Raw genomic sequence first — 19,333 nt, forward strand, 5'->3', positions numbered from 1 at the left:
AAGCACGCGTGAGCAGCACGATGCCCGTCCCCGATGCCGCCCTACTGTCGGCGGTGGAGGCAGCCGTCCCCGGGATCGCCCGCACCAGGGCCAGCGACCGGCTCGGCATGGCGCACGACGCCTCGCACTACCTGCTCACCCCGCAGGCGGTCCTGGTGCCCGAGAGCGCGGAGCAGGTGGCGGCGCTGCTGCGTACGGGCCTGCCGCTCACCTTCCGTTCCGGCGGCACCAGCCTGAGCGGGCAGGGGGTCAGCGAGCACCTCCTCGTGGACACCCGGCGGCATTTCCGCGGCATCGAGGTGCTGGACGGCGGGGCGCGGGTGCGGGTGCAGCCGGGCGCGGTGCTGCGGCAGGTCAACGCCCGCCTCGCGCCGTACGGCCGCAAGCTCGGCCCGGACCCGGCGAGTGAGTCGGCGTGCACGATCGGCGGCGTCGTGGCCAACAACTCCAGCGGCATGACCTGCGGCACGCACGCCAACACCTACCAGACCCTGGAGTCGATGACGCTGGTACTGCCCAGCGGCACCGTCATCGACACCGGCGCCCCCGACGCCGACGAGCGGCTGCGCGCCCTGGAGCCCGCGCTGGCCGACGGCCTGGAACGGCTGCGCGAGCGCGTGCGCGGCAACCCCGACTCGGTGGGCCGCGTCACCGCCCAGTTCTCGCTGAAGAACACCATGGGCTACGGCCTCAACAGCTTCCTCGACCACTCCTCGCCCGTGCAGATCCTGGCCCACCTGGCCATCGGCAGCGAAGGCACCCTGGGCTTCGTCGCCGAGGCGGTGCTGCGCACGGTCCCCGCCCACCCGCTGGCCGCCACCGGCCTGCTCGTCTTCCCCACCCTGCGCCAGGCCATGGCCGCGATGCCCGATCTGGTCGCCGCCACGCCCGCCGCCGTCGAACTGCTGGACGCCGAATCCCTGCGCGTGGCCCAGACCGACCCCAAGGCCGACGAGGTGCTGCGCACGCTCGCCGTCGCCGAGCACGCCGCCCTGCTGATCGAATGGCAGGAAGCCGACCCGGACCTCCTGGCCGAACGTGAACGGACGGCCGAGGAGCTGTTCCCGAAGCTGCCACTGTCCGCCCCGGCACGGCTGAGCAGGCAGGCGGGCGGCCGGGCCGCGTTGTGGCATATCCGCAAAGGCTTGTACGCCTCCGTCGCCGGCGCCCGCCCCAGCGGCACCACCGCCCTGCTGGAGGACGTCGCCGTTCCGGTGCCCGCCCTGGCCGACCTGTGCGACGAGCTGATCGCCCTGTTCTCCGAGCACCGCTACGAGCGCAGCGTCATCTTCGGCCACGCCAAGGACGGCAACCTGCACTTCATGCTCAACGAGCGCTTCGACACCGACCTGGAGCGCTACGCCGACTTCACCGAGGACATGGTGCGGGCCGTCCTGGCCCGGGGCGGCACCCTCAAGGCCGAGCACGGCACCGGCCGCGTCATGGCCCCGTTCGTACGCCGCCAATACGGTGATGAGCTGTATGAGGTGATGCGCGAGGTCAAGCGCCTGTGCGACCCGGCCGGCGCGCTCAACCCCGGCGTCGTCCTGACCGACCGGGACGACGCGCACCTGCGGGACCTCAAGGCCGTCGTCACCGTCGAGCCCGAGGTGGACCGGTGCGTGGAGTGCGGCTACTGCGAGCCGGTCTGCCCCAGCCGCGACCTGACGACCACCCCGCGCCAGCGCATCGTGCTGCGCCGCGAGCTGGCCGCCGCCCACGCCGCGGGCGACCACGAGCTCGCCCGCCAACTGGAGGAGGAGTACGGCTACGACGCCCTGGACACCTGCGCCGTGGACGGCATGTGCGCCACCGCCTGCCCCGTTTTGATCAACACCGGCGACCTGACCAAGCGCCTGCGCGGCGAGCGTCACGGCCGCCTGGCCCAGAAGGGCTGGAAGGCCGCCGCCAAGCACTGGAGCGGCGTGACCGGCGCGCTCGACCTGGCGCTGGACACGGCGAAGGCGGTCCCGCCCCTTCTGCCGGAGGCGGCCGGTCGTGCCGCTCGCGCCGTCACCGGCTCCGAGGCCGTTCCAGAGTGGACCCGCGACCTGCCGCGGGGCGGGAAGCGCCGCCGGCCGGATCCGGTGGAGAACGCGGACGCGGTGTACATCCCGTCCTGCCTGAACACCTTGTTCGCCCCCGCCGACGGCGGCCCCGGCGTGATGTCGGCGTTCACCCGCCTGGCCGCGCGGGCGGGCGTGCGGCTGCACATTCCGGCGGGGATCGGCGGCCTGTGCTGCGGCACTCCCTGGTCGTCCAAGGGCTACACCGACGGCCATGACCTCATGGCCCGCCGCGTGCGCGACACCCTGCTCGAAGCCACTGGGCTCAAAGCCTCCGGCCAGGGCCGGATCCCGGTCGTCAGCGACGCCGCCTCCTGCACCGAGGGCTTCCACCGCCTGACCGACTCGCTGGGACAGGACCTCCAGGTGCTCGACGCGGTCGCCTTCACCGCCGAGCACCTCCTGCCCCGCCTGACCGTGCACCGCCGCCGCCCGTCCCTGGCCCTGCACCCGACCTGCTCCTCCACCCGCCTCGGCCTGGACGCCGCCATCACCCGCATCGCCGAAGCGGTCGCCGAGCGGGTGGTCGTCCCTGACGGATGGCAGTGCTGTGCCTTCGCCGGCGACCGCGGCCTGCTCCACCCGGAGCTCACCGCCTCGGCCACCCACGCAGAAGCCGCCGCCGTACGGGTCGGCGACTTCGCCGCGCACGCCTCGGTCAACCGCACCTGCGAACTCGGCCTGACCCGCGCCACCGGTGAGCCGTACCACCATCTGCTCGAACTCCTCGACCAGGCCACCGCCTGAAGATGAACGTCCGCCTATGGCGGCCCGCCGGGCTAGGGTTGCTGCGTGCACATCGACGAACTGCTGCAGGCCATCCCGCCCGCGTGGCTGTGTGCCCTGGTCGGCCTGGTGATCGGGATCGAGAGCCTCGGCATCCCGCTGCCCGGCGAGATCGTGCTGGTCAGCGCCGCGCTCTTGTCCGCCAAGGGCGTCGTCAGCCCCGTGTGGGTGGGCGTCTGCGCGAGCGCGGGGGCGATCGTCGGCGACTCCATCGGCTACGCCATCGGCCGCAAGGGCGGCAGGCCGCTGTTCGAGCGGCTCGGACGGCGCTTCCCCAAGCACTTCGGGCCGGGCCACATCGGCAAGGCCGAGCACTACTTCGACCGGTTCGGGGTGTGGGCCGTGTTCGTCGGGCGCTTCATCGCGCTGCTGCGCATCCTGGCCGGGCCGCTGGCGGGGGCGTTGCGCATGCCGTACTGGCGCTTCCTGATCGCCAACGTGCTCGGCGGGATCGTCTGGGCGGGCGGCACCACCGCGGTGATCTTCTATCTCGGCATGGTCGCCGAGAAGTGGCTGAAGGGCTTCTCGTGGGTGGGGCTCGTGGCGGCGGTGCTGTGCGGCATCGCCACCACCTGGTACGTCAAGCGGCGCGCGGCCTCAGCGCTCGATGAGGGTGACCTCAAGGGAGTAGAGCGAGGCCCGGTAGACATGTGAGCCGTGCTCGACGGCCCTGCCCTGGTCGTCGTAGGTGGTGCGGAGCATGGTCAGGAGCGGGGCGCCGCGCCGCTCGTCCAGCAGTTTGGCCTCGGCCTGGTTGGCCGCGCGGGCGCCGATGCGCTGGTTGGCCACCCGCATCCGCACGCCCGCGCCGCGCAGCAGCTCGTACAGGCCGCGGCCCTCCAGGTCGGCCGCCGTCAGCTGGGCCAGGCCCAGCGGCAGCCAGTTGTGTAGCACGGCCAGCGGCTCGCCGGCGGCGAAGCGGAGCCGTTCGAGGTAGAGCACGTCGGCGCCGGGCTCGACGCCCAGGACGGCGGCGATCTCCTCGCTCACCGGCCGGGGCTCCAAGGCGAGGACCTGGGTCGCCGGCTCCTGGCCCGAGCGGCGCAGGTCGTCGTAGAGGCTGGTGAGCTCGACCGAGCGCTTGACCTGCCCGTGCACCACCTGGGTGCCGACGCCGCGCTTGCGGACCAGCAGGCCCTTGTCCACCAGATATTGGATGGCCTGGCGGATCGTGGGCCTCGACAGGCCCAGCTTGTCGGCGAGCAGGATCTCGTTGTCCAGCCGGGAGCCGGGCGCCAGGTCGCCTCGCCGGATCGCCTCGGCGATCTGCTCGGCCACCTGGAAGTAGAGCGGCACGGGGCTGGAGCGGTCCAGGTCGATCGCCAGGTTCGCGGTCATGCTGATCAGATTAACCCAGGTCAGAATGTCCTGACAAATCTCGCGCGTAGGCAGTAGGTCATGACAATCTGCTGTCTTGACATAATAGGGGATGTACGTCGAGTGCGCGGAATTGGGCATGACCGTGCTGATGAGCGTGAAGTGCCCCCGGAGGAGACATGGACGCGACACAGTTGCTCGACACCGCCTCGGAGGCGGCCAGGGCGGTCGGGCCGAGGCTGCGCAAGGCCTTCAGATCGAGACCGCCGGTCGCCACCAAGCGCGACTTCCACGACCCGGTCACCGAGCATGACCGGGCGGCGGAGGAGACGATCCGCGCCGCCATCACCGCCCGCTGGCCCGGCAGCGCGATCGTGGGGGAGGAGGGCGGCGTCACCGGCTCGGGCGAGCTGCGCTGGTATGTCGACCCGATCGACGGCACCGCCAACTTCGCCGCCGGCCTGCCGTTCTTCTGCGTCTCCATCGCCGCCGCGCTGGCGGGCGAGCTGGTGGCGGGCGTCGTGTACGACCCGGTGCGTGAGGACGAGTTCACCGCCTCCACGCTGGGCGCCTGGTGCAACGGCACCCCGATCCGCAGCAAGGGGGCCACCCGTGACAGGGAGGCGATGCTGCTGTCCAGCTACCCCACGCCGCTGGACCTGGAGCTCGACGGGGAGCGGGCGCTGCGCCGCTACGGCCGCTTCCTGGAGTCCTTCTCCGCCGTACGCCGGCCGGGCAGCGCCGCGCTCAAGCTCGCGCACGTCGCCGCCGGGTGGGCCGACGTCGCGTACGGCACCCGCTCCCACCCGTGGGACGTGGCGGCGGGCGCTCTGCTGGTCCGGCAGGCGGGCGGCGTCTACGTCGGCGACCCGCTGGAGGCAGGCGACTATCTGGCGCATGTGGGCGGCTTCGACCTGCGCGGCTCCGCCCTCGCCGAGGTGGCGCCCTGAGCGGCCCGTAGATCCGCGTTGACGAGTCCGCGGGATTCCTGGACACCGGTGCACAAGATCCGGTAGGGATGAACGGCTTCTGGTCCCTCTTGATCGGAATTCCGAGTGTCCAAGTCGCCGCTGTCCACCGCCGTACCCCGTGGGCACCGCGTTTACCGCGCGCTGGCGGCGTTCGCGGTCGTGGTGCTCCTGTTGGCCACGCACGGCAGGGACCAGGGGCCGGAGCGGATCACCTCGGCCACGTCGAAGGTGTGCCGGCCGTGGAAGATGTCCGTGTTCATGAACAAGCAGCCCACACCCGCGGAGCGGAAGCCCGCGTTCGTCTGCGCGGTCAGGCAGCGCTTGGCCTTCAACGGGCGCTACGCCACCGTGCCCGATGAGAGCCTCGTCAAGATCGGCCGGCACCTGTGTCAGGTGTCGCTGCGTCATGACCAACGCGAGATGCAGACCGTTATGGAGAGGCGTGGCTTCGTGGTGGACACGGAGGCGAACTCGAAGACGCTGGGATATCTGTGCCCAGAACTCAATCGGCGCCAGACGGCCGAGGAGGAGGCGGTCCGGAAACGCGAACAGGACGTCATCGCGACCGCCCGGCGGCGATGCGACTCCCTACCCCGGCATCGGCCACCGGCACACCCCTCGCTGCAGGCCAGGGCCATGCTGTGGGTGGATCCCTCCGGCACGCTCGATGTCCTGGAGGGCGACCTGGACACCGACTTTCCCTCCTCCTTCGACAAGGCGTCCGCCAACGAGCTGGTCGGGGCCACGCCCGGCGATCTCACCATTCTCACCGCCGACGAGGAGACGCACGTCTGCGCCACCGTCGAGGTGTACGACGAGCGCCCCCGGGTCGAGGTCGAGCGATGGGAGAAGGTCGTCGAGGTCGGGTACGTGAGCCCCGAGGGGGAGATGGTGATCATCGACGGTGAGGAACAGGAGCTGCCCAACCTCGCCCTCCACGGCGCCGGCCGCTACCGGGTGCGGGTGCACACGCGGGGGGCGAAGGCGGCCCGGGCAAAGGATGGGGACGCCCGGCAGGAGTTCCTGATCGTCGTCTATCCGGGGACGTCCGCACGGACTCAGGTGCTCAAGTGACCCCCTTGGGTCGACGGCCGAAGTCCGTGGCGAGCCAGGTCGCGAGGTCGTCGGCCGGCCGGCCGTGGTCGCCGGACCCCGGTTCCCCCGCCTCCGGCTCCCGCACGCGGTCGAGGCGGAACACCCGCCAGCCGCCGGCGTCGAGGTCGTGGGCGAGAACGTACCAGCGTCCGCGGGTGTAGAGGCACCGCACCGCCTCCACCCGCCGCCGGCTGGCGCTTCCGTGCCGGTCGCGGTAGCCGAACCGCAGCACGAGGTCCTGATCGGCAGCCTGGAGCAGCGCCGCCAGGGTCGAGGGTTCCACGCCCCCGCGCTCGCCGTCGACGTTCTCGCTGCCCGCGGCGGCGGTGTCCAGGACGGCGCGCGGCCGGCGCGGGAGCACCTGCGACAGCTTGGCCAGCGCCCGGTGCGCGGCGTCCCCGGCGAGGGTCCCCTCGGCCATGCGCAGGGCCGCCACCAGAGCCACGACCTCGTCGTCCTGGAAGACCAGCGGCGGCATCCGGTGCCCCGGGCGCAGCGCGTAGTGGCCACCCGGCCCGGGCCGGCCCTCGACGGCGTAGCCGAGCCTCTGCAGGCGGGCCACGTCGCGACGCACGGTGCGGGTGCTGACCTCGAGCCGTCCGGCCAGATCGGAAGCCGACCAGCTCGGCCGGGCGGCCAGCAACTCCAGCAGCAGGAGGGTCCGTCCGGCGGGATCGCCATCGGCGGGGGCGAAATCGGTCATGACTCCAGTGTCGCCACAATCACGGACAGGATCCGGCCACATCTATCCATACGGTGGATGTCATGGAGATCGCAATCACAGCACCGTCCGGCAACGTCGGCCGCTTCCTGGTCGGTCACCTGGTCCGCGCCGGCATCCGTCCGCGGCTGCTGAGCCGCCACCCCGCGAGGCCCCGCGCGACCTGGGGCGACCTCGTCGACGCCCGCGAGGTCGACCTGCGGGACGCCGCGGCCGTCACCGAGGCGACGCGCGGCGTCGACGCGCTGTTCCTGGTCGTGCCGCCCGGTGAGGCCGACGACCCCGTCGCGGCGTACGCCGAGGTCGGCGAGGTCGTCGCCGCCGCGGTCGCCGAGAACCGTGTCCCCCGCACCGTCCTGCAGAGCAGCGTCGGAGCGGAGTTGCGCGAGGGCGCCGGTGAGATCGACGGGCTGGCCCTTGTCGAGGAGGCGCTGGACCGGGTCGTCGCCAAGCACGCCGATCTGGCCGTCACCCACCTGCGGTGCGGCTACTTCTTCAGCAACCTGCTGTTCGAGCTCGACAGCATCCGCTCGGGCACCGTGGCCGTGCTCCTGCCCACCGGCCAGCCGTTCTCCTGGGTCGCGCCGGCCGACATCGCCGCGGTGGCCGCGTCCCTGCTGCTGCGCGCCGACTGGTCGGGACGCCGGGTGCAGGCCGTGCACGGACCACAGGACCTGTCCTGGGACGACGTCGTGGCCGTGGTCGGCGACGTCCTGGGCCGCACGGTCACCGCCCACCGCGTCGGCGACGACGACATGCGCGCCACGCTGGCCGGCGCCGGCATGTCCCCGGCGCGGGTCGAGGCCATCATGGGCATGTCGACCGGACTGCGCGACGGGTTCGTCCCCGAGCAGCCGAGGACCCCCGTGACCACGACCGACACGACGCTCGGAGCATGGGCCTGGGCCGAACTCCGTCCCACCCTCGACGCGACCGGGTGAGGCGTGCCCGACCTGTGACGACCACCGCCTGGTGACAGAATCTCCGCACGCCGGTTCGTCGAGGTCTACGCCTTCTCGGGGGTGTCCGGCTGGGGGCGGTCAGTGGCCCTTGCGGTAGTCGCCGGCCAGGCGTACGTGCTCGATCATGATGTGCTCGGCCGCGGCGCCGTCGGCGGCGGCCAGCGCGGCCAGGATGCCCTCGTGCGCTTCGAGTTGCAGCTTGACCTGCTCGTCGTCGAGCCACAGCGACGCTCCGGCGGGCACGGGGAAGCTGTCGCGGACCGCCCTGGCGTGCTGGCCGAGGAAGGCCGGGCCGCCGATGTCGGCGATGCGCAGGTGGAACTGCCGGCTCTGCTCGCCCAGCCGCTCGTGCCGGCCCTCTTCGGCGTCGCGGATCATCGAGGCGTGCAGCTCGCGCAGCGCGGCCAGGTCGGCGGCGGTGATCCGGGTGGCGGCCAGCCGGGCGCCCAGGCCCTCGACGACCGCCCGCAGGCCGTAGTACTCCTCCACCGCGTCGTCGCCCAGGTCGACCACGGTCGCGCCGTGGTGGGCCTCGTAGCTGATCAGCCGGTCCTTCTCCAGCCTGCGCAGCGCCTCGCGGACCGGCGTGACCGAGACGCCGAGCCTGCGGGCCACCGCTCCGGCGCGCAGGGCGGTGCCACCGGGGATCCTGGCCGTGCGGATCTCCTCGAGCAGCACGTTGTAGACGTATTCGGCTTTGCTCATGGGAGGACGCGGCTCGCTGGTCGGCATGACCATCAGTGTCCCGCAATCTGAGAAGCGTATTGACCTATGACATATTTCTTATAAGTTACACCGTTATGACGAGCCTCGCCGACCTGCGGGTCATCGACGCCGCGACGTTGTTCGCCGGGCCATCCACCGCGATGATGCTCGGCGACTTCGGCGCCGACGTGATCAAGATCGAGCATCCCCGCCGCGGCGACCCCTCGCGCGGGCACGGCGCCTCGGTCGACGGGGTGGGCCTGTGGTGGAAGACGCTGTCGCGCAACAAGCGCGCCGCCGCCGTCGACCTGTCGCGCGCCGAGGGACAGGAGATCCTGCGCCGCCTGGTCGAACGCTCCGATGTCCTGGTCGAGAACTTCCGCCCCGGCACCCTGGAACGCTGGGGCCTGGCCCCCGCCGACCTCATGGACATCAACCCCCGCCTGATCGTGGCGCGGATGACCGGCTTCGGGCAGTTCGGCCCGATGTCGAGCCAGCCGGGGTTCGGCACGCTGGCCGAGGCGATGAGCGGGTTCGCGGCCATGACCGGCCAGCCGGACGGCCCGCCCACCCTGCCGCCCCTGGCCCTGGCCGACGGCATCGCCGGGCTGGCCATGTCGTACGCGATCATGGTCGCCCTGCGCGCCCGCGAGCAGACCGGGCGCGGCCAGGTCGTCGACATGGCCATCATCGAGCCGATCCTGGGCATCCTGGGCCCGCAGATGAGCGCGTACAAGGCGCTCGGCGTCGTGCCCCAGCGCACCGGCAACCGCTCCAGCAGCAACGCGCCGCGCAACACCTACCGCACCCGCGACGGCCGCTGGCTGGCCATCTCCACCAGCGCCCAGCCCATCGCCGAACGCGTGGTCACCCTGGTCGGCCGACCCGACCTGGTCGAGCAGCCCTGGTTCGCCAGCGGCCAGGGCCGGGTCCAGCACGTCGACGAACTCGACGAGGCCGTCGCCTCCTGGATCGCCGAACGCGACGCCGACGAGGTCATCGCCCGCTTCAAGGAGGCCCAGGCGGCGGTCGCCCCCATCTACGACGTCTCCGACATCGCCAAGGACCCGCAGTACGCCGCCCTCGACACCTTCATCGAGGTGCCGGACGAGGAACTGGGCACGGTCACCATGCAGAACGTGCTGTTCCGCCTGTCCGACACACCCGGCGCGATCTCCTGGCCGGGACGGCCCCTCGGCCAGGACACCGACCAGGTGCTCGGCGAGCTCGCCTACGGGGCCGAGGAGATCGCCCGGCTGCGCGAGGACGGGGTGATCGCGTGAGCACCCCCGTCACCTGGCTGTACGTCCCCGGCGACCGGCCCGAGCGGTTCGACAAGGCCGCCGCCTCCGGGGCGGACGTGGTCATCATCGACCTGGAGGACGCGGTCGCGCCCGCCCGCAAGGACGAGGCCAGGGCCAACGCCGCCGCCTACCTGGCGAGCCGAGGCCGTAGCGGATCCGTCGAGATGCACGTCAGGATCAACGACCTGGCGGGCGGGCGCGGGCGCGACGACCTCGACGCGCTGGCCGGCCTGCCGGGGCTCGACGCGGTCCGGCTGCCCAAGGTCGAGTCGGCCGCCGTCCTGGACGGGCTGGGCGTCAGGGCGTACGCGCTGCTGGAGTCCGCGGCCGGGATCGTCGCCGCGCACACCATCGCCGCCCACCCGGCCGTGGCGGGCATCGCGCTCGGCGAGCAGGACCTGGCCGCCGAGCTGTCGATCACCGACGAGAGCGCCATGAACCACCTGCGGCTCCAGACGGTCATCGCCGCCGCGGCCGCCGGACTGCCGCCCGTGCCGATGTCGGTCTACCCCGACGTCAAGGACGAGGCCGGTCTGGCGGCCTCCTGCCGGGCGGGCCGCGCGCTGGGCCTGTTCGGCAGGACCGCGATCCATCCCCGCCAGATCCCGGTGATCAGGCGGGCGTTCGCTCCCACACGGGAGGAGACGGAGCGGGCCGCCGAGATCGTCCAGGCGGCCGAGCAGGCCGAGCGGGCCGGGGCGGGCGCCGTCGCGCTGCCCGACGGCCGCTTCGTCGACGCGCCGATCGTCGCCAAAGCCCGCCGTACGTTAGACCTCGCCGAGCGGCTCGCGCCCGAGGACTGACCTTTCACAGCGGCCGGTTCCGCGCGTTCGCGGCGGCTGGTTTCCGCCCTCGAAGGCCGATCTTTCGCCGCGGCCGGCTTTTCCGCGCCCGAGCGCCGACTCCACAAGCCGCAGCTCCCTTTTCGCCACCACCCCCAACGGAGGCCATTTCGCCATGGGCATCGCCGTCTGGGCGCTCGTCGCCTATATCGCCATCATCGTCGTCTGGAACGGCGTCCTGAAACGCAACATCGGTGAGGCCATGCTCATCGGTTTCCTCGGGGTGTGCCTGTTCGGCGGTACCGGCTTCCTCAGCCTGGCCTGGGCGGGCATCTCCGACGCGCTGGCCGAGGAGGTCGTCTTCGCCGCCCTGGCCTTCGTGTTCATGGGCTACCTGCTCACCAAACTGGGGCTGATCCAGGAGCAGGTGACCGTCCTCAACTCGATCTTCGGGCGGCTGCGCGGCGGTGCCGGGTACGTCTCCACCTCCGCCGCGGCGCTGCTCGGCGGGCCCGCCGGGTCCGGGTCCGGCATCGCCGCCTCGGTGGGGTCGGTGACGATCCCCTGGATGACCAGGTCCAACTGGCGGCCCGACCTGGCCGCCGCGCTGGTAGCGGGCAACGCCGGGCTGGGCATCTCGATCCCGCCGAGCTCGTCGATGTTCCTGCTGCTCGGCTCGGCCGCCGTGGCGCCCGTGCTGACGGCCGACCAGCTGTTCGTACCCGCGCTCGTCGGCGGGCTGTGGACCGTGCTCTACCGCTTCGTCGTCGTGTTCGTCTGGGTACGGCGCCACCGGATCGAGGCCACCGACGCCGCCGACCTGATCCCGTTGCGGGCCGCCCTGCGCGCCGGGTGGACGTCGCTGCTGGTGTACGCGGGCATCGCCGTACCGGTGGTCATGACCCTCGACTTCGGTATCAAGTGGATGGAGTCGCGCGTCGGCGAGGCCGCGGACGACATCAGCATCGTCGTCTGGATCCCCGTCCTGACCATCCTGGCCACGCTGGCCGTGGCCTGGAAGCGGCTGCCGCGCACCGGGCGGGCCTGGAACGAGCTGCTGGGCGACATGGCCCCGCGCTACGCCGTGATCGGCGCGACGCTGTTCTTCGCCTTCGCGGCCGCGGCCAGCCTGGGCGAGCTCGGCCTGGTCGACCAGCTCACCGCCATCATGAAGGGGCTGAACGCGCCGGTCGCCGTCATCGCCACGCTGGTCGGGCTGCTGATCGTGATCATCGCGGCGCCGCTGACCGGGAGCGCGACGATCGCCGCCGTCGGCGGGGTGGCCTTCAGCGCCCTGACGGCGGCCGGGGTCTCGCCCGTGGCCGCGGCCACCGCCATCATGATCTTCGCCTCCACCGAGGGCGCCTCTCCGCCCGGCGCGGCCCCCATCTACATCGCCAGCGGCATCGCCGGGGTGGACCCGGCCAGGACCTTCGGACGGCTCATCATCTGGTTCGTCATCCCGATCCTGGCCCTCGGCGTGCTGGTGGCGACCGGCGTGCTGCCGATCTGATCCGATCTCCCCGAAAGGAATCCGCAATGGACACCCTCAAGCGCGTGACGATGGCGCTGTTCAAGATCGGGCTCGTCGCCTTCCTCGTCCTCGGCGTCGTGGTGGTGCTGATCCAGGCCGTCGGCCTGGTCGCCGGCACCCCGGGGCTGGTCTCCGGCGCCGTGTCGAGCCTCGGCATGGCGATGACCGTGGCGGCCGGGGTCACCGGGCTGTTCGGCTTCGTGATGTCGTACCTGTTCCACTGGAAGGCGGGGGAGGACTGAGGCTTCCGGTGGACGCGGGAAGAACGGAGGCGGGATCAGGGCGAGCCGGGCGTCCAGCGGGCGCGCAGTTCGGCGTCCTGCGGCGGCGGGCCGGGCAGCGGCCGATGGGCCGGCGGCCGCCGCAGCGAGTCGAGCAGCAGCGCCAGGTAGCGGTGCCGCAGCTGCTCGGTGCGCTCGTGCTCGCCCAGCTTGACCGAGGCCAGCTGCTCGAACAGCAGCGCCACGTCCGACACCGTGACGTCCTGCCGCAGCACACCGGCGGTGGACGCCTTGCCGTGCACCTGGGTCGCCAGGTCACTGGCCCGTACGGCGGCCTGGTACAGCTCCTCCGTCGGCTGGAACGTCCCGGCCAGCGCGATCGTCAGGGAGTGGGTGTCGGCCTCGACGATCTCCCGCATGTACGTGGCGAAGGCGTCCCAGGGGTCGCCCTGGTCGGCCAGCGCCTTCTCCGAGGCGGCGATGTACACCATCAGCCCGTCGAAGCAGAGCTTCTGCAACAGGGCCTCTTTGCTGGGATAGCGGCGATAGAGTGCGCTGATCCCGACGCCCGCCCGCTCGGCCACGGCGGCGATCGGGGCGCCCGGGTCGGCGGTGAACACCGCCCGTGCCGCCTGGAGGATCAACGCGTCGTTGCGGGCGGCCTGCGCCTTGCGGCCGCTCATCGGTGCTGAGGTCGTCATCCTCTCAGCATACGGGAACGTACGATTCCGTTCTACTCTCTGGGGTTCGGCCAGGTAGGCGGCGTAGAATCGAGGGTGATCGCGGCTCCTTGTCGCTCGTCCTTCCTGGAGTGCGTGGCGACCATCATGTCCTGACATCAGGACGAAACCATGATTGTCACCATTGGTCCGCATGTCTATACAAGCAGATGACATTGGGGTAGAACCAGGGACGAGCCCGTTGGTCTTGGAGGTGTCGGATGAGACGAATCCCGATCGTGGTGGCGTTGCTGGGCGCTCTGGCGTTGAGCGGCTGTTCCTCTGCGCCGCAACCCGCCGCGCAGAGCAGCGCACCCGCCGCAGGATCCGCGCCCGCCGCGGCGAGCGGCGGCACCTTCGCCGTCATCACCCACGCCGGACCCGGAGACTCCTTCTGGGACGTGGTCAAGAACGGCGCCGAGGCCGCCGGCAAGCAGTACGCCGCGAAGGTCACCTACCAGGGCGACGGCGACCCGGCCAAGCAGTCGCAGCTCATCGACCAGGCGGTTTCGGAGAAGGTCGACGGCGTCGTGGTGTCCATGGCCAACCCCGACGCCCTCAAGGAGGCCATCGGCAAGGCCGTCGCCGCCAAGATCCCCGTCGTGACGATCAACTCCGGCGCCGACTCCTCCAAGGCGTTCGGCGCCATCACCCACGTCGGGCAGTCCGAGGAGGTGGCCGGGCGCGGCGCGGGCGAACAGCTCAAGGCGGCCGGCGTCACCAAGCTGCTGTGCGTCATCCACGAGGCCGGCAACGTCGGCCTCGACCAGCGGTGCAAGGGCGCCGAGGCCACGCTGGGCGGCACGGTCGAGCGGCTGCAGGTCGACGTGAGCAACCTGGCGGACGTGACCTCCAAGGTCACCGCCAAGCTGCAGTCCGACAAGCAGCTCAACGGTGTGCTCACGCTCAACCCGGCGGTCGCCATCGCCGCCCGCGACGCCATCAAGGACGCCGGGACGCAGACCAAGCTGGGCACGTTCGACCTGTCGGGCGACGTGGTCGCCGCGATCAAGGACGGCGAGATCCTGTTCGCCGTGGACCAGCAGCAGTACCTGCAGGGCTACCTGCCGATCGTCTTCCTCTACCTGTACAAGAACAACCTCAACACCGTCGGCGGCGGCCTGCCCGTCAACACCGGCCCCGGCTTCGTGACCAAGGACAACGCCGAGCAGGTGGCCAAACTGGCAGAAGCGGGCACCAGGTGACCACTGTTCCCGCCGATGAACGGATCGGCAGCGTCGGCCTGGCCCGCCGGCTGCTGATCCGCCCGGAACTGGGGGCGGTCGTCGGCCTGGTCGCGGTGTTCGCCTTCTTCGCCGCCCAGTCACCGGTGTTCCGCTCGCCGGCGGGCATCGCGAACTGGCTCGACCCGGCCGCGACGCTCGGCATCATGGCCGTCGCCATCGCGCTGCTGATGATCGGCGGCGAGTTCGACCTGTCGGCCGGCGTGCTGACCGGCACGACCGGGCTCATCCTGGTCACGCTCGCCACCCGCTACGGCTTCGACGTGTGGACGGCCATGCTCGTCGGACTGGTCGTCGCGCTGCTCATCGGGCTGGCCAACGGGCTGGTGGTCACCAGGACGCGGCTGCCCAGCTTCATCGTGACGCTGGGCACGTTCCTCATGCTGCAGGGCATCAACCTGGGCGTCACCAAGGCCCTGACCGGCACCGTACAGGTCAGCGGACTGCGCAGGGCGGCGGGCTACGAGAGCGCCCGGACGATCTTCGCGGGCACCATCGACATCGGCGGCACCTCCTTTCGCGTGGCGATCCTGTGGTGGGTGCTGGTCACCGCCGCGGCGACCTGGGTGCTCATGCGTTCCAGGGCGGGCAACTGGATCTTCGCGGTCGGCGGCAACGAGCAGGCCGCCCGCGCGGTCGGCGTGCCCGCCGCCCGTACCAAGATCGCACTGTTCATGACCACCGCGGTCGCCGCCTGGCTCGTCGGCTCGATCCTGGCCCTGCGCTACACCTCCGTGCAGGCCAACATCGGCATCGGGCAGGAGTTCATCTACATCATCGCCGCCGTGATCGGCGGGTGCCTGCTCACGGGCGGGTACGGCTCGGCGATCGGCGCCGCCATCGGCGCGGTCATCTTCGGCATGGCCGACAAGGGCATCGTCTTCCTGGGCTGGGACGCCGACTGGTTCAAGTTCTTCCTCGGCGCCATGCTCCTGCTGGCCACGCTGGCCAACCGCCTGGTCCGGCGCTACGCCGAGGAGGTGAAACATTGATCATCCAGACGCGCGACATCGGCAAGACCTTCGGCTCGGTTCTGGCGCTGCGCGAGGTGTCGATGAGCGTCGAGGCGGGCCAGGTCACCTGCGTCCTCGGCGACAACGGCGCCGGCAAGTCGACGCTCATCAAGATCCTCGCCGGGGTGCACCAGCACGACACCGGCTCCTTCCTCGTGGACGGCGCCGAGGTGCGCTTCGGCAGCCCGCGCGAGGCGCTGGACCGCGGCATCGCCACCGTCTACCAGGACCTGGCGATGATCCCCCTCATGTCGGTCTGGCGGAACTTCTTCCTCGGCTCCGAACCCCGCAAGGGCCTGGCCTTCGACGTCGCCACGGCCCGGCGGGTGGCCCGCGAGGAGCTGCGGGCCATGGGCATCGACATCCGCGACGTCGACCAGCCCGTCGGCACGCTGTCGGGCGGCGAGCGGCAGTCGGTGGCGATCGCCAGGGCCGTCCACTTCGGCGCCCGGGTGCTCATCCTCGACGAGCCGACCTCGGCGCTGGGCGTCAAGCAGGCGGGCGTCGTCCTGCGCTACATCGCCAGGGCCCGCGACCGGGGCCTCGGCGTGGTCTTCATCACGCACAACCCGCACCACGCCTATCCGGTGGGGGACCGGTTCCTGCTGCTCAACCGAGGGACGAGCCTGGGGGAGTACGGCAAGGGGGACATCACGCGGGAGGAGCTGACGGGGCTGATGGCGGGGGGAGCGGAGCTGGAACAGCTGTCGCACGAACTGTCCCAGGAGCCGGACGGGGACTGAGCGCGGGAACGTGCTGCCGAGCCGTCAGAACATCGTCTTGACCGCGACGTCTTGACCGCGACCGTTGGCATGGACGCGGTGGGCCCGTACCTCCCGGCCGGGTTCTGTCGGTGCCATCGTTCATGATGCTCACATGACGTCGTGGAAAGAGTTCGAGATCCAGGCCCCCGAGCTGGCGGCGGTCGCTCGGGGGTTGATGGAGCGTCACAAGCACAAGGTGCTGGCCACGCTCCGTAAGGACGGCTCTCCCAGGGTGAGCGGCACCGAGTCGCGCCTGGACGGCGGTGAGCTGTGGATGGGGTCCATGCCCGGTGCGGTCAAGGCGCTCGACCTGCGGCGAGATTCGCGCATGGCCATCCACGTCACCTCGCCCGACCCTGATGAGGCGGATCCGTCGTCATGGGCCGGCGACGTGAAACTGGCCGGCCGGGCGGTGGAGGTCACCGACCCGAAGGTGCTGGCCGAGGCGGGCCTGCCCAGCACCGACTCGCACCTGTTCAGGATCGACCTGTCTGAGGTGGTGTGGACTCGGGTCGAAGGCGACGAACTGGTCATCGACACCTGGCACGAAGGCGCGGAGGTGCGACATATCCGCCGCAAGTAATCTACAAAGTAAAGGCGCTCGGCTGATTCAATGCACGAAAAAGCCACCGTCAACAAACAGCATCTGGCCGGTGACAAACGCGGAGGCGTCACCGGCCAGAAACACCGCGGCACCGGCGAAATCGTCTGGCACGCCGTTACGGGCGACCATGTGGCGCGCGGCGAGCGCCTCGACGCGGCCGGGGATGGCCTGAGCCGGCTCGGTCAGCGGCGTCAGCACGAATCCGGGGATGATCGTGTTGACGCATACGCCCTGGCTTGACCAGGCTTCGGCCTGCGACCGCGTGAGGCCGCCGATCCCGGCCTTGGCCGCACCATACACACCGCTGTTGCCGAAGGCGCTGACGGTCTGCTGGGAGCCCACATTGATGATCCGCCCCCAGCCCCGCTCGGCCATGCTCGGCCCGAAGTGCTGGCCGAACAGGTAGGGGGCGGTCAGGTTGACCGCGATGGTCTGCTCATAGTCGTCGTCGGTGAGCTCGGCCATGGGCTTGCGGATGTTGTTGGCGGCATCGTTGACCAGAATGTCGATCTGGCCGGCGCCGGCGCAGACCCGCTCCACGGCCGCGCGGTCGCCGAGGTCGGCGCTGATGCGGGAGGCGGTCACGCCGTGCTGCCGCAGCTGGTGTACGGCCTTGTCGAGCTCGGCCTCCCGGCGAGCCACGATCACCACTTCGGCCCCGGCGCGGCCGATCGCCTCGGCCATGGCATAACCGATTCCTGAACTGCCGCCGGTCACCAGGGCTCGCCGACCGTCCAGGGAGAAAAGATTACGAAGATAGTCAGACACGAAGGGTCAAGCTAGCATCCGGCGCACGGCTGTCCCCGACGGGGCAGGGCCGGAGGGCATGGGGTTGTTGATCTTACGACCGGGGAGTCTTCCAGGAGATTGTCGGGGTGCGGGCCGGCCAGGTCGGCGCCAGTGTCCGTCCAACGTCCACCTCGTTCGCAGACAGGCCGATGGTGGCGGACGCCGGTCAACGCCCGCGGCGCCTGCCAGTTCACGAGGCGCAAGGGCAACGCCGACACCCTGACCAAGGAGACCGACTCAGCCTGCTGCTCCCCACCCACCACATCGGGCGACGAACCGGTCACCGCCCCCGATGGGAGGAAGCGGTGGACCGGGCCTTTCGCCGCTTACCGGCGGATTGCCCTGCTGCCAGGGCCGGCGGGTTGCCGGCTCTCAGGCGTCCGAGTCAGCACCAACGGGGCCTCCGCACCGGGTCTTCGTAGGGGCGGTGGCTCGGGGTTCATGCGGTGGGGAGCGGGTTCTGGCCGAGGAAGCGGTGGCCGTTGTCGGCGGAGGCGCGTACTGCGGCGAACCCGTAGCCGGTCATCGCGGTTTCGTATTCGCGCAGTGCCGCGACCAGCGGGCGTCCGTGTGCCGCCTCGTTCAGTGCGTCCGCCAGCGTGGCCGCGTCGCGCAGCGCGGTGTTGGCGCCCACCCCACCGGCCGGGCTCATCGCGTGGATGGCGTCACCGAGCAGGGTGACGGCGCTGGTGGGCCATGGCTCGATGGGGACGCTGGTACGCAGGACGGCGGGGAAGATGCTGGCCGGATCCCACTCCCGCACGATGCGCTGGACGCGGGGATGCCAGCCGTCGATCAGCTCCAGCACCATCGCGCGGAGTTCGGCGCCGGTCATCCGGTGGAGTTCGTCGTCGGTGCGGGGTAGGTGCTCGCGGCGGATTCCGAAGCTGACGGTCATGTAGTCCCGTACGTCCATGTAGTCCCGTACGTCGTGGAGCTGGACGTCGGGGGCGTGCCGGGCGACGGCCTGGTCCATCGGCTCCGGGAACTCCACTGGAGCCACGCCGACGAAGGCGCTGCCGGGGCCGACGATCGCGGTGAAGACGTTGAACATGTCGTCGCTGAACAGGGTTCTGGTCTGGGCGGTCAAGGGGATCCTGCCGTAGAGCTGGCGCAGGCCGGTGTCGATGACGCGGGCGTGGGGGAGGCGCTGGCGGCGGATGACGGAGTTCACGCCGTCGGCGGCTACCAGTACGTCGCCGGTCGCGGTGCTGCCGTCGGCGAAGTGGGCGGTTATGTGGCTGTCGTCGGTGGGGGTGGTTTGGAAGCCGGTGCAGGTCTTGCCGTAGGTGACGACGTCTTCCAGTCCGGACAGCAGTATCTGACGCAGGGTCAGCCGGTCGGCCGCCAGGGGCGCGGGTCCGGCGTCCGCCTCTGCCGTCCATCGCGGAAGGAGTTGTTCGTCGAGGAATACCGAGCGGGGGCCGGGCGTCCCCGTCGTGGCCAGGAAGAGTCGCCAAAGTCGTGGCGGGAGGGCGCGTTCGAGGGCGTGCCGGCCGTCGGCGTTGATGTGGAGGCGGTAGCCCTGGTGGCGGAAGACCGGCGTGGTGTCCCGCTCGTGTACGGAAACGCTGATGCCGAGTCGGCGCAGTCGTTGGGCCAGGCACAGGCCGCCGAGTCCGGCGCCGATGACGATCACATGCATGGTGGTGATTCCCTTCTGGTCGTCGGCAACTGTCGGCGTCGGACGGGGGCGAAGGCGATCCAGGTGCTGCGACGCGGCGGTTTCCGGCATG

At 71.1% G+C, this 19,333-nt stretch carries 19 protein-coding genes; 13 read left to right on the plus strand and 6 right to left on the minus strand.

Annotated elements, in window-relative coordinates; all coding sequences use genetic code 11:
• Positions 1-8 precede the first annotated feature (8 nt).
• Together AB0J16_RS38825 and AB0J16_RS38830 are read left to right on the plus strand one after the other, a co-directional pair.
• The gene (locus AB0J16_RS38825; protein ID WP_358549376.1) at positions 9-2,813 is read left to right on the plus strand and encodes an FAD-binding and (Fe-S)-binding domain-containing protein; all 2,805 of its coding nucleotides are present in this window, start codon (positions 9-11) and stop codon (positions 2,811-2,813) included.
• A 45-nt stretch (positions 2,814-2,858) separates the two neighbouring features.
• Positions 2,859-3,506, plus strand: a complete 648-nt coding sequence (locus AB0J16_RS38830) for a DedA family protein (RefSeq protein ID WP_358549379.1) — start codon at positions 2,859-2,861, stop codon at positions 3,504-3,506.
• On the opposite strand, the gene AB0J16_RS38835 is transcribed toward AB0J16_RS38830, so the two are convergent.
• Entirely contained in the window at positions 3,450-4,190 is a 741-nt protein-coding gene (locus AB0J16_RS38835; RefSeq protein WP_357952934.1) for a GntR family transcriptional regulator, read from the minus strand. The genes AB0J16_RS38830 and AB0J16_RS38835 overlap by 57 nt on opposite strands.
• Positions 4,191-4,348: 158 nt before the next feature.
• Here AB0J16_RS38835 and AB0J16_RS38840 point away from each other — a divergent pair, with 158 nt between their 5' ends.
• Together AB0J16_RS38840 and AB0J16_RS38845 are read left to right on the plus strand one after the other, a co-directional pair.
• The gene (locus tag AB0J16_RS38840) at positions 4,349-5,119 is read left to right on the plus strand and encodes an inositol monophosphatase family protein (protein WP_358549382.1); all 771 of its coding nucleotides are present in this window, start codon (positions 4,349-4,351) and stop codon (positions 5,117-5,119) included.
• A gap of 105 nt (positions 5,120-5,224) precedes the next feature.
• Positions 5,225-6,214, plus strand: a complete 990-nt coding sequence (locus AB0J16_RS38845; RefSeq protein WP_358549385.1) for a hypothetical protein — start codon at positions 5,225-5,227, stop codon at positions 6,212-6,214.
• On the opposite strand, the gene AB0J16_RS38850 is transcribed toward AB0J16_RS38845, so the two are convergent.
• Positions 6,207-6,938, minus strand: coding sequence for a WYL domain-containing protein (locus tag AB0J16_RS38850; RefSeq protein WP_358549388.1), 732 nt, complete (start codon positions 6,936-6,938; stop codon positions 6,207-6,209). The two genes, AB0J16_RS38845 and AB0J16_RS38850, sit on opposite strands and share 8 nt — an antisense overlap.
• Positions 6,939-7,000: 62 nt before the next feature.
• Between AB0J16_RS38850 and AB0J16_RS38855 the strand changes: the two genes are divergently transcribed.
• Positions 7,001-7,897 (plus strand): NAD(P)H-binding protein, encoded by an 897-nt coding sequence (locus AB0J16_RS38855; protein WP_358549391.1) that lies wholly within the window; start codon positions 7,001-7,003, stop codon positions 7,895-7,897.
• A gap of 99 nt (positions 7,898-7,996) precedes the next feature.
• Here the strand turns inward: AB0J16_RS38855 and AB0J16_RS38860 are convergent, their stop codons facing one another.
• Positions 7,997-8,623: a GntR family transcriptional regulator gene (locus tag AB0J16_RS38860; RefSeq protein WP_358549394.1), complete on the minus strand. Its 627-nt coding sequence runs from the start codon at positions 8,621-8,623 to the stop codon at positions 7,997-7,999.
• 95 nt (positions 8,624-8,718) lie between these two features.
• On the opposite strand from AB0J16_RS38860, the gene AB0J16_RS38865 reads away from it, so the two are divergent.
• The 4 genes from AB0J16_RS38865 (at position 8,719) to AB0J16_RS38880 (ending at position 12,485) form a co-directional block, all read left to right on the plus strand.
• Positions 8,719-9,906 (plus strand): CoA transferase, encoded by a 1,188-nt coding sequence (locus tag AB0J16_RS38865; protein ID WP_358549397.1) that lies wholly within the window; start codon positions 8,719-8,721, stop codon positions 9,904-9,906.
• Entirely contained in the window at positions 9,903-10,730 is an 828-nt protein-coding gene (locus AB0J16_RS38870) for a CoA ester lyase (RefSeq protein WP_358549399.1), read from the plus strand. Before AB0J16_RS38865 ends, AB0J16_RS38870 begins: the two co-directional genes overlap by 4 nt.
• A gap of 154 nt (positions 10,731-10,884) precedes the next feature.
• On the plus strand, positions 10,885-12,222 hold the full coding sequence (locus AB0J16_RS38875) for a TRAP transporter large permease subunit (protein WP_358549402.1): 1,338 nt from the start codon (positions 10,885-10,887) through the stop codon (positions 12,220-12,222).
• A 26-nt stretch (positions 12,223-12,248) separates the two neighbouring features.
• Positions 12,249-12,485 carry a hypothetical protein gene (locus AB0J16_RS38880; protein WP_358549405.1) on the plus strand — a complete coding sequence of 79 codons (237 nt, stop codon included), beginning with the start codon at positions 12,249-12,251 and terminating at the stop codon, positions 12,483-12,485.
• Between the two features lie 35 nt (positions 12,486-12,520).
• On the opposite strand, the gene AB0J16_RS38885 is transcribed toward AB0J16_RS38880, so the two are convergent.
• Positions 12,521-13,165: a TetR/AcrR family transcriptional regulator gene (locus tag AB0J16_RS38885; RefSeq protein WP_358549407.1), complete on the minus strand. Its 645-nt coding sequence runs from the start codon at positions 13,163-13,165 to the stop codon at positions 12,521-12,523.
• Positions 13,166-13,404: 239 nt separating this feature from the next.
• Between AB0J16_RS38885 and AB0J16_RS38890 the strand changes: the two genes are divergently transcribed.
• The 4 genes from AB0J16_RS38890 (at position 13,405) to AB0J16_RS38905 (ending at position 16,787) form a co-directional block, all read left to right on the plus strand.
• Positions 13,405-14,388 carry a sugar ABC transporter substrate-binding protein gene (locus tag AB0J16_RS38890; protein ID WP_358549410.1) on the plus strand — a complete coding sequence of 328 codons (984 nt, stop codon included), beginning with the start codon at positions 13,405-13,407 and terminating at the stop codon, positions 14,386-14,388.
• On the plus strand, positions 14,385-15,419 hold the full coding sequence (locus AB0J16_RS38895; RefSeq protein ID WP_358549412.1) for an ABC transporter permease: 1,035 nt from the start codon (positions 14,385-14,387) through the stop codon (positions 15,417-15,419). Before AB0J16_RS38890 ends, AB0J16_RS38895 begins: the two co-directional genes overlap by 4 nt.
• Positions 15,416-16,183, plus strand: coding sequence for an ATP-binding cassette domain-containing protein (locus AB0J16_RS38900; RefSeq protein WP_358549415.1), 768 nt, complete (start codon positions 15,416-15,418; stop codon positions 16,181-16,183). The genes AB0J16_RS38895 and AB0J16_RS38900 overlap by 4 nt, the downstream gene beginning before the upstream one ends.
• A gap of 133 nt (positions 16,184-16,316) precedes the next feature.
• Positions 16,317-16,787, plus strand: coding sequence for a pyridoxamine 5'-phosphate oxidase family protein (locus tag AB0J16_RS38905; protein ID WP_358549418.1), 471 nt, complete (start codon positions 16,317-16,319; stop codon positions 16,785-16,787).
• A 27-nt stretch (positions 16,788-16,814) separates the two neighbouring features.
• Here the strand turns inward: AB0J16_RS38905 and AB0J16_RS38910 are convergent, their stop codons facing one another.
• Together AB0J16_RS38910 and AB0J16_RS38915 are read right to left on the minus strand one after the other, a co-directional pair.
• The gene (locus tag AB0J16_RS38910; RefSeq protein ID WP_358549420.1) at positions 16,815-17,576 is read right to left on the minus strand and encodes an SDR family oxidoreductase; all 762 of its coding nucleotides are present in this window, start codon (positions 17,574-17,576) and stop codon (positions 16,815-16,817) included.
• Between the two features lie 460 nt (positions 17,577-18,036).
• Complete coding sequence (locus AB0J16_RS38915; RefSeq protein ID WP_358549422.1) at positions 18,037-19,242, minus strand: NAD(P)/FAD-dependent oxidoreductase; 1,206 nt, start codon at positions 19,240-19,242, stop codon at positions 18,037-18,039.
• Between the last annotated feature and the right edge of the window lie 91 nt (positions 19,243-19,333).

Origin of the sequence: Nonomuraea sp. NPDC049750, from assembly GCF_040659625.1 — a bacterium.
Lineage (GTDB): Bacteria > Actinomycetota > Actinomycetes > Streptosporangiales > Streptosporangiaceae > Nonomuraea.